Source organism: Pontibacter kalidii, from assembly GCF_026278245.1.
Lineage (GTDB): Bacteria > Bacteroidota > Bacteroidia > Cytophagales > Hymenobacteraceae > Pontibacter > Pontibacter kalidii.
In genome coordinates this window covers 4,537,873-4,553,072 of sequence record NZ_CP111079.1, presented here as the reverse complement: position 1 = coordinate 4,553,072, position 15,200 = coordinate 4,537,873, and the positions used below count along the sequence as shown (strand labels likewise).

The following is a 15,200-nucleotide window of genomic DNA, read 5'->3' as shown; positions in this document are numbered from 1 at the left end:
TACTTTGCTTTCGAGCTTTATTTTCTAAAAGCTTTATGCTGTTCCGGATTTGCAATCCGGAACTTTGCTACCTGCGGATTTGCAATCCGCTTTCCTGTCCGTAGCCACTGCCTTTGCTATGGCGGATGACAAATCCGCAGCTATTATACTTTCGGATTGCAAATCCGGAAGAGCGGGTAGAAAGAGCAGTGCATTTATACTTTGTACTCCCTCTATACTTTATACTTCCTCCAACAATTTAATCATAGTTTGATTTCTGCCCGCTTCGCCGGACCTTTGCAGCGGCAAAGCACGTCTGGTCCTTTGTCTTTTGTCAAACAGTCCTTTGTCAACAAAACATGCGTAAACTCTCGATGGACGACCTCAACCGCGACTCGGTTGAAGAATTCAAAAATAAGAAAAAAATACCGTTAGTCTTGGTGCTCGACAATGTGCGCAGCCTCAACAACGTGGGCTCCGTTTTCCGCACGGCTGATGCCTTTATGGCCGAAAAAGTATACCTGTGCGGCATTACGGGCAAACCGCCCCACCGCGACATCGAGAAAACCGCCCTGGGCGCGACCGAGTCGGTGGCCTGGGAGCATGTGCCGGACACGCTGGAGCTGGTAATGGAGCTGAAGGCGCAGGGCTATCAGGTAGGCTCGGTGGAGCAGGCCGAGCGAAGTATAAAGCTGCACGAGTTCAGGCCAGAACCGGGTCAGAAGTATGCACTGGTGCTGGGCAACGAGGTATTCGGAGTGGAGCAGGAAGTTATTAACCATTCTGATTTTGTGCTGGAGATTCCACAGTTCGGCACCAAGCACTCGCTCAACATCTCGGTGGCCACCGGCGTGGTGGTGTGGGATTTTTTGAGCAAAACCCTATCTCAGCACGTATAAATCGCCGTAGACTATACTATACCGGAGCACTAGCCACGGCTGGTGCTCCTTTTTTACGCCCGTACCCAAACAAGCCATAGCCAAGCTTGTTGCAAGATAAAGCACCGGCAAATCGGCTAAAACTTTGCCCGGCTTTTAAACCTTCACCCTTTTTTGCAGTCGCACTATACTACGTAGGTATTGCACCCACACCTACCTGCTTTGCATTTTGAATAACCGACGCTTATAAAACTATGATGAAGACTTACTTGCCTTTTATACTTTGCCTCCTGTTTATACTTGCCCCTATCGCACTCCCGGCACAGAGCTCGCCTAATACCACCAGCGGCAGGGTAAGTGGCACATTACTGGAGGCGGGCAGTAGCAAGCCCCTTGGATTCGCCAACGTGGTGCTGCTTACCCTACCCGACTCCAGCCTGGTAACCGGCGCTACCACCGATGTAGAGGGCGTTTTTATACTGGACCGCGTACCTGCCGGCCGCTATGTCCTGCGCGCATCCATGGTAGGTTATCCCACAAAATATGTCTCCGGCATTAACATCACCGCCGACAAGCCGGAGGCTGCACTGGGCAACATTACCCTGAGCGCCTCTGCCACCCAACTGGGCGAGGTGGAGGTGGTAGCGCAGCGCCAGATCGTGGAGTTTGAGCTGGACAAGCGGGTGGTAAACGTGAGCCAGGACCTGGCGGCACAAAGCGGTTCGGTAGCCGAGGTGATGCAGAACCTGCCCTCGGTGGATGTGGACATTGACGGAAACGTGAGCATGCGCGGCAGTTCCAACGTCACCATACTTATTGATGGCAAGCGGTCGGCACTGTCAGAGCTGACGATGGACCAGATACCGGCCAACATGATCGAGAGCATTGAGTTGATCACCAACCCCTCCTCCAAGTATAACCCGGAGGGCACGTCGGGCATCATCAACCTGGTGCTCAAAAAGGAGAAGAAACCCGGCTTCAACGGCTCGGCTTCCGTTACGGCCGGCACGTACGACAACTACAACACCTCGCTCAACCTCAACTACCGTTACGACAAATGGTCGTTGAACGGCGGCTACGATTTCAGGCAACGTACCCGCCCCGGCACCCAAAAAAACAACACCACCAACTTTTACCTGAACGATGCCAGCCAGATAGACAGCACCAGTTACCGCCTGCAGGAGGGCGAGCGCAACAGCCTGGACCTCTCCCACAACTTCCGCCTTGGCGCCGACTACTACCTCACGCCAAAGCACACGTTGTCGGCCTCGGCGCTGTATCGTTTTGGGGAGGATGAGAGCACCAACGACATTCGCTACCGCTTTCTCGATGAGAACCGCACACTGCAAAGCATCCGCACCCGCGATGCCCGCGAGGTGGAAGACGAGCGCGCCCTGGACCTTACCCTGGGCTACCGCCAGACCTTCGACCGCAAAGGCCAGGAACTGACGGCTGACGTGATTTACAATGCTAACGTGGACGATGAGGTGGCCCTGTTTGATGAGAGGCGCATAGGTGCCGAGACGCTGACGGAGCTACAGCAGACACTGGTGGATGACAAGAACTACGAGTTTGTGACCAAGGCTGATTACGTGCACCCTTTCTCGGAGAACAGCCGACTGGAGGCAGGCTTCCGCACCTCCTTCGAGCGGCTGGACGAGGACTCCCGCTTCTTTAACCAGGACAATGAAACTGGGCAACTGGTGTACGACTTCGACCAAAGCAACCACTTTGTGTTCGATCAGCAGGTGTACTCAGTGTACACCAACTATAGCAGCAAGTTCAAGAGTATAACTTATCAGCTGGGCGTTCGCGCCGAGCACACCACCACCAAATCAGACCTGCGCACCACCGATGAGGCATACCGCAACGACTACTTCAGCCTCTTCCCTACCCTGTTCATAACCAACGATTTTAATGAGGATAACAAGGTACAGTTCAGCTACAGTCGGCGCATCAACCGGCCGCGCAGCCGCTTCCTGAACCCTTTCGTGGACCGCTCCGACAGGTATAACCTCTCCTACGGTAACCCCTTCCTGGATCCGGAGTTCGTGAACTCGCTGGAATTAGGCTACCTACTCTATTGGGGCCAGGCCTCGTTCAATGCCACTATGTTTTACCGCCACACCACCGATGAGATCGAGCGTTTCCGGGAGCCGGCTACCATTGTTGTAAACGGCGTGGAAGAACCGGGCACGCAGACGACCTTCATTAACCTGTCGGATAACACCTCCTACGGGTTCGAGTTTGGGGCCAATTACCCGGTTACAAACTGGTGGCGACTGAACGCCAGCTGGTCGGGGTTCAGAACGGAGCTGAGCACTACCCAAAATGAAACTGAGCTGAGCAGCACCCAGTTTAGCTGGAATTCTAAGCTTAACTCTACCATGACGGTGTGGAAGGACCTGGACATACAGCTTTCCGGCTTTTACCGTGCACCCAGAAACGATATACAGGGGCAGATGGAGGAGATGTTCAGTGCGGATTTCGGCATGAAGAAGGATGTATTGAAAAAGAAAGGTACAGTTTCGCTGCGTATTTCCGACCTGTTCAACACCCGCCAGTTCAATTTTCTGAGCTATGGGCCGGAGTTCAGGTCCGAGATCGAAAACCGCCGCCAGAGCCGCATTGTGTACCTGGGCTTCACCTACCGCCTCAACAGCGACGACAACGACCGACGCAACCGACGCAACGAGCAGCGCGAGCAGAATGGCGGCGGGGAGGAGGAGGAGTTTTAAGCGCCTCTCCTGAAGTATGAAGCGTTTATACTTTACCGGGTCCAACCACCCCTGCCCCTCCTTGGCTTTTTCGAGGGCCCCTACCCCCAGGAGGGGAGCTCGTAGTTACTCATGCTGAAGTATAAATTGCATAGTTGCTGGTATCGCGCGGACAGGTCGCGCCCTGTCCCTACAAAGTATAAACCCACCCCTGAGAGCTAAGCTCGCTAGCTCAAAACTCGCGTTATGGCTAGTCCAGAGGAGGTGAATTATCCGCAGGCGATCATCATCCCCCTGCCCCCTTCGAAGGGGGACTTGGTTCAAGCTCTGTTGGCGGTGGCTATCGAATCTGTTCCCAGTCTTTGGGTTGAGCGCCTTGTAGATTTCCGGTTTCGCTTTAGCGAAATTGCGGAGACCGCAGGTCAAGCAAAGGAAATGTACACAGCGCGATGCCCGAAGACGAGCCCTCTCGGGCTTGAGAGCACCAAAGCAGAGGTGAAACGAGCAGGTTGTAAAGCCAAGGATGAACGGCAGCTAGTCAGGATGACCTGCATGAAGATGCAGCAAGCAGTAGCTATGAAAGTTTAGCCAAAGTATAAATCAGCAATCATAAAGTATGGCTGAAGTATAAACCGACAAGCAAGGCTACAGCAATAAAAAGGCACGGGCTACAAGCCCGCGCCAGCGATAGGTATGAAGTATAAACCAGCAAGTATAGCCAAAGTATAAAGTATGGCTTTACAAGCCAATTGAGTTACAAACTCGATATCATGAAAAGAACACAAGGCTGAAGACTTGTGCCAGAAAAGCGGCTACAAAAGTATACCCTATACTTCCTCCTTCAACTCCAGCTCCATTTTAATGTCCGCCCGCTCATAAATACTCGGGGGCATCGGCACCTCCACGAAACCCAGGCGCTGGTACAGGTTCAGGGCAGGCAGCAGGCTCCTATTCGACACCAGGTATACTTTGCGGGCACCCACACGGCGGGCTCTGTCTATGGCGGCCTCGCCCAGCATCTTCCCGATCTTCATGCCCTGCATTTTAGGGGCCACGGCCATCTTGGCGAGCTCAAACACACCTTCACCCTCATTTAGCAGCGCACAGGTTCCTACCGGCTCCCCGTTAAAGAGCGCCATCAGAATATGGCCGCCTTTGTTGATGATGTAGCCCTGCGGATCGCTGAGCGACTGGTTATCGGCCTCTTCCATCACAAAATGGGTAGAGATCCACTCGTGGTTGAGGTCGTAAAAAGCCTGGGCGTAGAAAATGTTGAAATCGACGATCTGTATTGCGGAAGGCGTGTTATAATGCTGTGCCATGGTCTGCTGTAAGTATAACTACCGCAAAGGTAAAAAAAATCGGTGCGGACTGCCCCAGTTTATACTTTATACTTCCGGCTACGGTATACTATGGTAGTGCCGCAACCTCCACACAACGTATGGACACCGACCTAAGCATCGTACCGCTCTGGCTGCAACTGGCCTATACCGCCTTTTTGCTGGTACTCATTCCGGTTTACTGGAAAAGTTACGGCCCGGGTAACTTTCTGTGGTTTTCGGATATCGCGCTATTCTCTGTGGGCATTGTGCTCTGGACCGGCAGCAGGCTGCTGTTAAGTATGGTGGCCGTGGGCGTGCTGGCGCTGGAGCTAGTCTGGAACCTGGATTACTTCGCAAGGCTGCTGACAGGGCGGCAACTACTGGGCCTGAGTGGCTACATGTTTGATGCGCACAAAAGCCTGTTCCTGCGGGGCCTGTCGTTGTTTCATGTGGTGTTGCCTATACTTGTACTATGGCTTTTAGTAGAGTGGGGATACGAGCCGGAGGCGCTTTACTGGCAAACGGCCCTGGCCTGGGTCGTGCTGGTGCTCACCTACTTCCTCACCGATCCGCAGGAGAACGTTAACTGGGTATTTGGCCCCGGCAACAGACCGCAGCATACTGTTCCTCCCCACTTATACTTCGGTGCTGTGATGATCTTTTTCCCCTTGGGCGTATTTCTTCCCTCCCACTTGCTGCTGCAGTGGCTCTTTAACTGAACCTCCAAAGGAAAAGTATAGCTACCTTTCTACGGAATCAGGTTGCCCCTAAGCTCCCCGGCGGGGTAGGTTGTGCTGTGGATGTTTACGTACCATAAACCTGCCTCCAGATCGTCCTCCTCGTTCTCGGTCAGTTGGCGGGTGCTGCCCGAGATGGTGCCACTGGAGCCCTGGTTAAAGCCCTCCTCAATGTCAATAACGGGTGGCGCGCTGGAGTTAGGGTCAGCAGGTCCATGGAAGTGCATGGCAGTGGTGGCATCATCCGGGTTGCCCAACTGCCAGGTTATGGTGTAGTTAAGCGTGTTGTTCACGTCGTCGTATACCACATCCATCTCTCCTGCCCCCTCCGTAGCAACCACCGGCCGCTCGTTGGCCCCGGTCAGCGCCACGTTGTTAAACTCAATCTCATCATCCAGGCCGTTGTCATCATCGTCGTCATCGTCATCGCAAGCTACCGACAGCCCGCTCAGCACCACCATCAGGCATAGGGCCAGCAGCTTTACAACTTTCATGCTTCTCATTTTCATCGCTTCACGGTAAATATTCAACATTTCTTTATACTTGTTTTACCGATTCACTTAGTCGTTGGGCTGCCTGCCCGCTACTTATTCCGTAGGGCAATCAAAGTATATTACCAACAGTTGCTTTTGGGTAGTGTGGGAGTTTGCCTGGAAATAGAAAAAGCGGGCATAAAACCCGCTTTCTCTCCTTAAACAAACAACAAACACATTATACGTTACGTCTGCACCGTATTAGCTTCCGGCACCTTTACTTTCTCATTTTTCTCGAGTCCCGACACCACTTCTATGTTAATGCCGTCTGAGAGGCCTGTTTTAATTTTGCGCTTCTCGAACCGCTGCGGCGCCGTCTCCACCTCCACGTAAGGCTGCTCTTTCTCGAACTTCAGCATACTTTCCTTAATGGCCAGCGTCTTTTCCCGCTTGTCCAGCACAATGTCGGCGTTGGCGCTGTAGCCGGCGCGTATAAAGTCCTTCTCATCCAGCAGCACCTTCGCCCGGATCGGGAACTTGATAGAGCCTTCCTCATCCACGCCTTTCGGGGCGATAAACTCCAGCTTGGCATCGAAAACGCGCCCCTCGATGGCTCCGATGGTCAGCAGCAGGTCCATGTTCTCTTTCAGCTTGCCCACTTCCGACTCATCGATCTTGCCTTCAAAAATGAGGCTGCGCATGTCGGCTACCGAGGCGATGGTGGTACCCTCGTTAAAGTTGTTACGCTCGATAATAGAGGTACCCACTTTCACCGGCACATCCAGCAGCATGCCGTCGATGGTGGAGTATACCAGGTTAGACTGTTGCCCACGCTTGCGTGAGGAGCCTTCGCGCACCAGTTGCAGGTTGCTTTCGGCGGCGGAGAGGTTCTCGCGCTTCAATTCAAAATCGGCTTTATACTTGCGGAACTCCTGCTCCGGGATTACCTTTTCGGCATACAGCTGCTCATACCGCTTCAGCTCCCGCTCTGCCCCCTCAAAGTTCAGCCTGGCGGTCTGCAGCTGCGTTTCGGCGTTATTCACGCTCACCATATTGGGCACGATGCGAATCTTGGCCAGCAGCTGCCCCTTCTTTACCAGCTCGCCGGCCTCCACGTACAGCTCCTCCACAATACCCGACACCTGCGACTTTACCTCGACTTCCTTGCGTGGCACGATGGCGCCCGTGGCCACCGTCTTCTTCACGATCTCGGTCTCAAAGGGTGCTTCGGTTTTATACACCACGGGGTCGGTGTTGGCCTTGTTGTAGAAGTAGTAGCCCAGCCAGCCCGACAGGCCCAGGAAGATCAGGAGGAAGATGCCTAACAATACCTTTTTCATACTCATTTATCAATTACCAGTTATCATTTATCAGTCTTAATGCCACGCACAGTTCTTATACTGGAGAAGAGCATCTTGCCTAATTCATCAGCATCTGAAAATAAGCTTCGGTGCTGCTTCTCGTCGATATAGTCTGTGTCCTTTAGCAGGTCAGTCCAGTATTTCGTTTCCAGGCATTCTTTGTAAGCAATGGAGAGTTTGGAGGAGAACTCCGCATCTGAGATAGCTCCAATGGATGTGCCGCTACGCAAAAGCTGCTTGGCAAGTATAAACTCTCGTTTTTCCTGTCCCAGGTACTGGTAAGCTCTCACTACCCTGATTGCAAAAGCATATGCTTTGTTGTAAAGTACATTCTCCTTCATGCGCATTATGATTGTTAATTGTTAATTGATCATTGTTAACTGAAACTACTCGTCTTTTAGCGCCACTACCGGGTTTACCCTGGCGGCTTTGGTGGCCGGAATCAGGCCGGCCAGCGCACCGGTTACCACCAGCAGCACGGTAGCTGTCAGGGCGATGCCGGGGTTTACCTCCGGGATGCCGAAGAAGCCCGCCTGCACGTCATTTTTCCGCATCACATACTCTATCAGGGCGATGATGCCGGTGCCACCCAGTAGCCCCACATAGCCAGCCAACCCGGTTATCACGATGGATTCCTGGATGATCAGGCTGATGATGGAGAGCGGCGTGGCCCCCAACGCCTTGCGGATACCGATCTCCTTGGTGCGTTCCTTCACCACGATCAGCATGATGTTGCCCACTCCGATGATGCCCGCCACGATGGTGCCTATACTTACCAGCCAGCTAAAACCGGCAATGCCGGCAAAAAGCCCCTGCACCTCCTGAAACTCCTTCTCCACATTGGCCGAGCCAAAGGCTTTCAAGTCAGTAGGGGCTACGCGGTGGCGCTGCATCAGCAAGGCTTTGGTTTTTTCCTCTATCACGGCGGCAGGCACGCCCGGTTTGGGCACCATGGCCATAAAGCCCACCTTGTTTACCTGGTTGTAAGTTTGCTGCAGGGCCGTGAGCGGGATGTAGATCACCTTTGCATCTTCCACCACGTCCTCGCCCTTACCCACCGGCTCAAAGGTGCCCACTACCTGAAAGTAGCTGCCTTTGATGCTGATGTACTTGCCTATCGGGTGTTTCTCGTCGGAAAAGAGCACCTCCAGCACGCGCGGCCCCACCACAGCCACTTTGCGTTTTTCCTGCATGTCGATCTCGTTCACGAAACGGCCCGTTTTCACCTTCATCGGCTTTACAGACAGCATGTCGGGCGTTTCGCCGTTTACCGTGAAGGCAGAGCTTTTGTCTTTGTAGTTCACCGAAAAATCGCCCCAGAGCTGGCTGCTGGGCGCCACCACGCCCACCTCCGGTATGCTTGCCCGGATGGCCGCCACGTCGTCATTGGTCAGCTGAATCGTGCGCCCGGCGTTCATGCCCATGTAAGGCACGCTGGTGCGTTGCGTCCAGACAAACACAGCGTTCTTGGCGATGTTAAACTCGCTGGTGATGCCGTTCTCCAGCCCTTTGCCCGCACCCAGCAACACCACCAGCATGAAGATGCCCCAGAACACGCCGAAGGCCGTGAGTGCCGTGCGGAGCTTGTGCTTCTTGACGGTGTTATAGATCTCGGTCCATTTATCGATATCGATCATACTTTTAATTTTGAATGAGCGAATGAGTGAATAGTTTCTAATTTTGAATGAGTGATTGAGTGACTGAGTGAATGGTTGCTTGTTAATTGCTAATTGTTGGTTGCTGTTGCTTTTATACTTCCTGAATTCTTTTGAAGTGGAGGTCCTGGTACACAAAGTATACATTCACTCAATCACTCATTCAAAATTCCTAATCCGCCCTGAGCGCCTCGATGGGTTTGATATTCGCTGCTTTTAGCGCTGGCATCAGGCCTGCCATGGCTCCTGATACCACCAGCACCACTGTGGCCGACAGCGCCACCCGCAGGTCCACCTCCGGGCTGGCGAAAAACGGCAGCTCCGCCCCCGACGATACCAGCAGATGCTCTATGATCGCAAGTATAGCCGTACCGAACAGCAACCCTAGGTATCCCGAGAAAGCTGTGATCACCACCGACTCTTGCAGGATCAGGCTCACGATGGACAGCGGTGTGGCCCCCAGCGCCTTGCGCACCCCAATCTCGCGGGTACGCTCCTTCACGATGATCAGCATGATGTTGCTAACGCCCACAATGCCGGCGATCAGGGTGCCAATGCCTACTATCCAAACGAAGACGCGGATGCCGTTGAACAAGCCCTGCACCTTCAGGTACTCTGCCTCGGTATTCTCCACCCCGATGGCCATGTCGTCGGTCTCGGCGAACTTGTGGCGCTGGGCCAGCAGGGAGCGCAGTTTATCCTCCATTTCCTTGGCTGGCACGCCGTCCTGGGCCGTCAGCAGCATCAGCTGCACCTGGTTGGGTTGGTTAAAGGCTGTTTGCAGCGTGGAGAACGGGATGTAGGCGCGCTCCTCGCGACGGCCGCTGTTGTTGCCGCGCACCTTAAAGGTGCCCACCACCTTAAAGTGGATGCCCCGGATGTTCACGTACTCGCCAATGGGGTTCTGCTCCTTAAACAGCACCTGCGCCACCTGCTCTCCCAGCACGATCACCTTGCGCTTCTCGCGCTCATCGAGCTCGTTGAGGATACGGCCGCGGTAAGCACGCTCTCCGTTTATCTCCATAAAGTCCGGCGCGGCGCCAAACACCTGGTAAGAGCCGTTCTGGTCTTTGTAGTTGATCGTGTATTCACCCCAGATGCGGTTGCGCGGCGCCATCAGGTTCAGCTCCGTTAACTCTCGTTCAATGGCGCTCAGGTCCTGGTTGGTGAATTTGATCTCGCGCCCAGGCTTCATGCCTTTGTGCGCCACCGCGGTTTTGCCGCTCCACACGAAAATGCTGTTCTTGGCTCCATCGCCAAAGCGGTTCACCACGCCCTTCTCCAGCCCCTTGCCCACGCCCAGCAGCAGCACCAGCATAAAGATGCCCCAGAACACGCCAAAGGCCGTAAGGAAGGTGCGCAGCTTGTTTTTGCGCATCGTGCCCAGTATCTCCTGCCATTTATCTATGTCGAACATGTCTGTTTAAGTTTGAATGAGTGAATGAGCGGATGAGTGAATGGAATCTAATTTTGAATGAGTGACTGAGTGGATGAGCGAATGTTTTGTTGTTAAATGACTGAATCGTTAATGGGTGATTGTTAATTGTTGATTGTTGGGGCTTTTTATACTTCCTGGACTCTCTTAAGGCGGAGACCATGGCACACAAAGTATAAATTCACTCATTCGCTCATTCGCTCATTCAAAATTACTTAACTCGCTCATTCAAAATTCCATTCTCCACAGCAGCGGTTTCCAGCAGACCGTGGTCGTCGTTCACGATCAGGCCGTCCTTCAGTCGGATCACCCGCTGCGTTTGAGCGGCAATGTCGTTCTCGTGCGTCACGATCACCACCGTCATGCCTTTGCGGTTCACCTCTTTAAAGATGTCCATCACCTCATAGGAGGTCTGGGTGTCGAGGGCGCCGGTGGGCTCGTCGGCAAGTATGAGCTTGGGCTGTGAGATAAGCGCCCGCGCAATAGCCACCCGTTGCCGCTGTCCGCCCGATAGCTCGTTGGGCGAGTGCTCGGCCCACTCCTTCAGGCCCACCATCTCCAGGTACTGCAGTGCCAGCTTGTTGCGCTCCCGGCGGCCCACCTTCTGGTAGTAGAGCGGCAGCGCCACGTTCTCCACCGCGTTCTTAAAAGAAAGCAGGTTAAACGACTGGAACACGAAGCCCAGGAAGCGGTTGCGGTAATAAGCCGCCTTGGCAGCGCTCAGGTTCCGGATCGGTGTGCCCGCCAGCGTATAGCTGCCCTGGTCAAAATCGTCGAGAATGCCCAGGATGTTGAGCAGGGTGGACTTGCCGGACCCGGAGGAGCCCATGATCGACACAAACTCCCCTTCCTGAACATGCATATCGATACCCTTGAGCACATGCAGCTTGTTCTGCCCGACGGCGTAGTACTTGTGGATATCCTGGAGCTGTATCATAGGCGAAGCAGTTAGCGGTAATCTTTAATTTTACGGTAGTATGCTATACAAGGTACCGACCCTTTACATATTTTCTTTCTAAATTTATACTTATAACGCTATTCTATCGACTTACCATACATCCATGTCTACCAACACGGTTAAACAGCAGCAGCAATTTAGTAAGCGGGTAAGGGTGATAAGTATAAAGCAGGTAAAGCGCCGCCGCTGTAGCGGCTTGGTAAGATATAGATGCAGCAGGTAGAAGCCTGGTTGCCTGCGCCTTAAAAATAAAATAAAAAACCCTTCAGGTTACTCCTGAAGGGCGCATGCTTTATGTAATACCGGTTTAGCGTGCCAACTTTCTCCTGCCTATCAGGTAATACAGGATTACGCCAATGAACGGAACCAGCAACACCACCAGCAGCCATACCATCTTGTCGATGCTGTCTTTGAATGTCCCTGTCACGATCTCAATAACAACATAGCCCCATATCACGAGCGGGATCAGAAGTATGAGTAACTCCATGAGTCCCAATCCGCCTATAAATAAAAAATCCCCATAGCGTTCCTGATTTAGTTTATGGAACATAGAAATCTAAAGTATGATATCAAAGTATCAGGCTGCGTAAGTACAACAACCTAAACCTCTTAGGCAGCTACAAGTATGATGATGCAACCACTGCCCCAGCCTATCTTGTTTCACCCACTCAAGCATCACCTGGGCTATATCCAGGCATTTGCCAGGGAGAGTATAGCGCTGCCGGAACAGGAACTAAGGAAAGCGTTCCGCAAGATCGGGGGTTCGCAACTGGATTTGTACATCGGCCCGCTCTCGCCGCTGCAGATCTCGGAAGAGGTGATTTTATACTTGCAACGGCACGACTTGCTGACGCCCGAAGCATACCGCCAGTTTCTTGCCCCTCAGGGCTACCGCCTCTGCACCCTCTCCGACGGCTCTGCCTGGACGCTGCGCTGGGGGGTGCATGCGGGCTGGCACGCGCACCTGCACCCCGGTCGCTATTCGCTGCATACATTGCGCATAAAGGCAAACCACCTCAAAACCGCCCTGGCCGCAGCCATTGCAAGTATGAAGTATAAGCAAGCTATAAACCTGGGGCTGCTCAACAAGGTGCGACATGAGTGGCTGGAGCTGCCGCCGGTGCCGGTTTATACTTCCGGGGAAGGCTTGGGGAAGGTGCTGGTGCTGGTGGTAGGAAAGGTATAAAACAGCAGCGCCACCCCTTTAGAGGAGGTGGCGCTGACCGCACAAGTACTATAGCGTTACTGATTCATGCTCTGCAGAGAGGCCAGCGTTATTTTCCTGTTGTTAAGCTCGGTGTACTTAAAGTCGTTGCCTCCGCGGAAGCTCGCGCCTTTTATGTTGAAGGTGTTGGATACTTTGGTATACTTGAAATTGGCAGTGCCGTCGAACAGCGCCCGCTCGAAGTTGGCGCCGCGCTCAAACTTAGCATATTTGTAGTTGGCCTCTCCCTTGTACGTGGCGCCGGCGAAGCTGGCCCGCTCCGGAAACTCCACATACTTAAAATTGGCCTCTCCGCCGAAGCGCACATTACTGAAGTTCACGCTCTGCTCGAAATCGGCATACTTAAAGTTTGCCTCCTCGGCAAAGCGGCTGCTTACAAACGAGGCCTTGCCCTCAAACTTGCTATACTTGAAAGCTGCTTTTTGCTTGAAGTCGCAGTTCTCGAAGAGCACATCCTTCTCAAAATTCGTGTTGTATACCTCGTTCTTCGATTTCTTCAGGTTCACCTCGTTGTCGGGGTTATAGTAGCCCAGCACATCGCCCGTAAAAGTACAGTTGATAAATGTGAGCGGCGCTGTTACCGTGCTTAGATATTCAGCGGTGTTATACTTGCTGTCGCCGCCCTTCACCAGCTTCATGTTCTGCAGCTTCGTCATATCCAGGTCGCCTACAATCTCGGCATTTTTGTAGTTTACGGCCTCGCCACGGTTTATCCTGGCCAGAATCTCGGAGGCGTTTACTTTGGCTTGCGCCCAGCTTAAGAGCGGCAACATGAATAGTACGAGTAGTAAAGATACTTTTCTCATCATCGTGTATGGTTAAGGTTATACTTTGCAAGTGGTGTCTGGTAGTAAAGATGCAGAAAGTATAAAGGAGGTTGCCTGAGCTACAATAAATATATAAAATATACTTCTTTTCCCCTCCACAGCTCAAGCATAGGCCCTTGGAGCGTGCTGCTGGTACTGGTGCCCCGCACGCAGCACGCTCCAAGGGCATGGGGACGGCAGGCGCTACTCTAACGCATAAACACCCAGGGGGCAACTATACTTACACCCACGTCTCTTAAAGGCACTTCTACATAATTTCAGAAAAATAGTATAAACTGCTGTAATGTTTTCCACCCCCGGTCGTCTCTGTTATTGAATGGACTTACAAGAGTTTAAAAGCAAGGTGCTTCCTGCTAAGCAAAAGCTGTATCGGCTGGCTGTCTTTATGCTTCGTGATAAAGAAGAAGCGGAAGATATACTGCAGGATGTGTTCCTGAAACTCTGGTCCGGCAAACACAAACTGCACGCTTACACCAGCATAGAGGCCTTTGCCATGACTATTACCAAGAACCTGTGCCTGGACAAGATGAAAGCAAGCTGGAGAAAGCGCACAGTAGATGTAACAGGCCTGGAGCTGCACTCGGGAGAGGCCACGCCTTACCAACACTCTGAACTGGCCGACAGCATGAGCAAAGTACAGAGCCTGCTGGCCGCACTACCCGAGCAGCAGAAGCTCATCCTGCATCTGCGTGATGTGGAAGGCTGCTCTTTTGAAGAGATAGAACAGATAACGGGTTTAACAGTCAACAACATTCGGGTGCATCTTTCGAGGGCCCGCAAAAGTGTACGCGACGGTTTTCTAAAACTGGAGAATTATGAAGTGGGATAACATAGAAGCGCTGCTGCAAAAGTATTACGAGGGCCAAACTACCGTGGCGGAAGAAAAGCAACTGCAGAGTTTCTTTCAGCAGGAGCTACAACTGCCCCAACACCTGCAGCCGCACGCTGCGCAGTTCCGGTACTATGCACAGCAGCAGGAAGCGCAGCTGGATAAGTTTCTGGCAGACGACTGGCTCTTTGAGAAAATAGAAGAAAAGACGCCACAGCAGGGAAAGCAGCTGTTTTTCCCTGTACCGCAAGCCGCCGCTTACTGGCGCGTGGCAGCAAGCATTATACTTTTAGCAACCGCCTTCTGGGCCGGGGGGCGGTTTATGGAACGCTCTTCCACGGCTCCGCAGCAATCTTCCGAGATAGTTGCCCTGCGGCAGGAAGTACAAGAGATGAAGAGCGTGCTGGCAGCCGGTGGGGCGGCAGGCTATTCGGCTAGCGACCGCATCCGTGTGGTGAGCCAGGACCTCAGCACAGTGTCCGAAGACGATGAGGTGATTCGCCTGCTCATTAGCACCATGAACAGCGATCCCAATGTGAATGTGCGCCTCGCCGCCAGCCAGGCATTGTACAGGTTTAAGGAAAACGAACAGGTGCGTACTGCTTTGATCAGGTCGCTGCCAACACAGACGGACCCGCTCATGCAGCTCACGCTTATTGATATGCTGGTGGAGCTAAAGGAGCAGAAGGCGGTAGAGCAGCTTCAGATACTAACTCAGAAAGAGAACCTCTTACCAATCGTGAAAAACAAAGCCGAAGAAGGGATCGGCATCCTGTTATAAAATCAGTTTTAACATTAGTATAA

General features: G+C 52.9%; 16 protein-coding genes. 7 read left to right on the top strand and 9 right to left on the bottom strand.

The features are described 5' to 3' along the window. Window positions 1–338 precede the first annotated feature (338 nt). The 3 genes from OH144_RS19125 (at window position 339) to OH144_RS19115 (ending at window position 4,162) form a co-directional block, all read left to right on the top strand. Window positions 339–878: an RNA methyltransferase gene (locus tag OH144_RS19125; protein WP_266203872.1), complete on the top strand. Its 540-nt coding sequence runs from the start codon at window positions 339–341 to the stop codon at window positions 876–878. Window positions 879–1,111: 233 nt separating this feature from the next. Beyond that, a complete protein-coding gene (locus OH144_RS19120) occupies window positions 1,112–3,595 on the top strand; it encodes a TonB-dependent receptor domain-containing protein (RefSeq protein WP_266203871.1) in 2,484 nt (827 codons plus the stop codon). A 225-nt stretch (window positions 3,596–3,820) separates the two neighbouring features. Beyond that, window positions 3,821–4,162: a hypothetical protein gene (locus OH144_RS19115; protein WP_266203870.1), complete on the top strand. Its 342-nt coding sequence runs from the start codon at window positions 3,821–3,823 to the stop codon at window positions 4,160–4,162. A gap of 239 nt (window positions 4,163–4,401) precedes the next feature. Here OH144_RS19115 and OH144_RS19110 read toward each other — a convergent pair whose 3' ends face one another. Beyond that, window positions 4,402–4,896 (bottom strand): GNAT family N-acetyltransferase, encoded by a 495-nt coding sequence (locus OH144_RS19110; protein ID WP_266203869.1) that lies wholly within the window; start codon window positions 4,894–4,896, stop codon window positions 4,402–4,404. Between the two features lie 119 nt (window positions 4,897–5,015). Between OH144_RS19110 and OH144_RS19105 the strand changes: the two genes are divergently transcribed. Next, the gene (locus OH144_RS19105) at window positions 5,016–5,615 is read left to right on the top strand and encodes a membrane-associated protein (RefSeq protein ID WP_266203868.1); all 600 of its coding nucleotides are present in this window, start codon (window positions 5,016–5,018) and stop codon (window positions 5,613–5,615) included. Window positions 5,616–5,644: 29 nt separating this feature from the next. On the opposite strand, the gene OH144_RS19100 is transcribed toward OH144_RS19105, so the two are convergent. The 7 genes from OH144_RS19100 to OH144_RS19070 form a co-directional block, all read right to left on the bottom strand. Further along, window positions 5,645–6,166 (bottom strand): CHRD domain-containing protein, encoded by a 522-nt coding sequence (locus tag OH144_RS19100; RefSeq protein ID WP_266203867.1) that lies wholly within the window; start codon window positions 6,164–6,166, stop codon window positions 5,645–5,647. 185 nt (window positions 6,167–6,351) lie between these two features. Next, complete coding sequence (locus OH144_RS19095; RefSeq protein WP_266203866.1) at window positions 6,352–7,446, bottom strand: efflux RND transporter periplasmic adaptor subunit; 1,095 nt, start codon at window positions 7,444–7,446, stop codon at window positions 6,352–6,354. 23 nt (window positions 7,447–7,469) lie between these two features. Next, window positions 7,470–7,808: a four helix bundle protein gene (locus OH144_RS19090; protein WP_266203865.1), complete on the bottom strand. Its 339-nt coding sequence runs from the start codon at window positions 7,806–7,808 to the stop codon at window positions 7,470–7,472. Window positions 7,809–7,853: 45 nt separating this feature from the next. Continuing rightward, window positions 7,854–9,104, bottom strand: coding sequence for an ABC transporter permease (locus OH144_RS19085; RefSeq protein ID WP_266203864.1), 1,251 nt, complete (start codon window positions 9,102–9,104; stop codon window positions 7,854–7,856). Between the two features lie 190 nt (window positions 9,105–9,294). Further along, complete coding sequence (locus tag OH144_RS19080) at window positions 9,295–10,539, bottom strand: ABC transporter permease (protein WP_266203863.1); 1,245 nt, start codon at window positions 10,537–10,539, stop codon at window positions 9,295–9,297. Window positions 10,540–10,768: 229 nt separating this feature from the next. Continuing rightward, on the bottom strand, window positions 10,769–11,494 hold the full coding sequence (locus OH144_RS19075) for an ABC transporter ATP-binding protein (RefSeq protein WP_266203862.1): 726 nt from the start codon (window positions 11,492–11,494) through the stop codon (window positions 10,769–10,771). Between the two features lie 328 nt (window positions 11,495–11,822). Beyond that, window positions 11,823–12,065, bottom strand: a complete 243-nt coding sequence (locus OH144_RS19070) for a PLDc N-terminal domain-containing protein (protein WP_266203861.1) — start codon at window positions 12,063–12,065, stop codon at window positions 11,823–11,825. 75 nt (window positions 12,066–12,140) lie between these two features. Here OH144_RS19070 and OH144_RS19065 point away from each other — a divergent pair, with 75 nt between their 5' ends. Next, entirely contained in the window at window positions 12,141–12,701 is a 561-nt protein-coding gene (locus OH144_RS19065) for a hypothetical protein (protein ID WP_266203860.1), read from the top strand. A 56-nt stretch (window positions 12,702–12,757) separates the two neighbouring features. Here OH144_RS19065 and OH144_RS19060 read toward each other — a convergent pair whose 3' ends face one another. Then, the gene (locus OH144_RS19060) at window positions 12,758–13,549 is read right to left on the bottom strand and encodes a pentapeptide repeat-containing protein (protein ID WP_266203859.1); all 792 of its coding nucleotides are present in this window, start codon (window positions 13,547–13,549) and stop codon (window positions 12,758–12,760) included. Between the two features lie 334 nt (window positions 13,550–13,883). Between OH144_RS19060 and OH144_RS19055 the strand changes: the two genes are divergently transcribed. Together OH144_RS19055 and OH144_RS19050 are read left to right on the top strand one after the other, a co-directional pair. Further along, window positions 13,884–14,396 (top strand): RNA polymerase sigma factor, encoded by a 513-nt coding sequence (locus OH144_RS19055; protein WP_266203858.1) that lies wholly within the window; start codon window positions 13,884–13,886, stop codon window positions 14,394–14,396. Next, window positions 14,383–15,177 carry a HEAT repeat domain-containing protein gene (locus tag OH144_RS19050; protein ID WP_266203857.1) on the top strand — a complete coding sequence of 265 codons (795 nt, stop codon included), beginning with the start codon at window positions 14,383–14,385 and terminating at the stop codon, window positions 15,175–15,177. Before OH144_RS19055 ends, OH144_RS19050 begins: the two co-directional genes overlap by 14 nt. The last annotated feature ends 23 nt before the right edge of the window (window positions 15,178–15,200 follow it).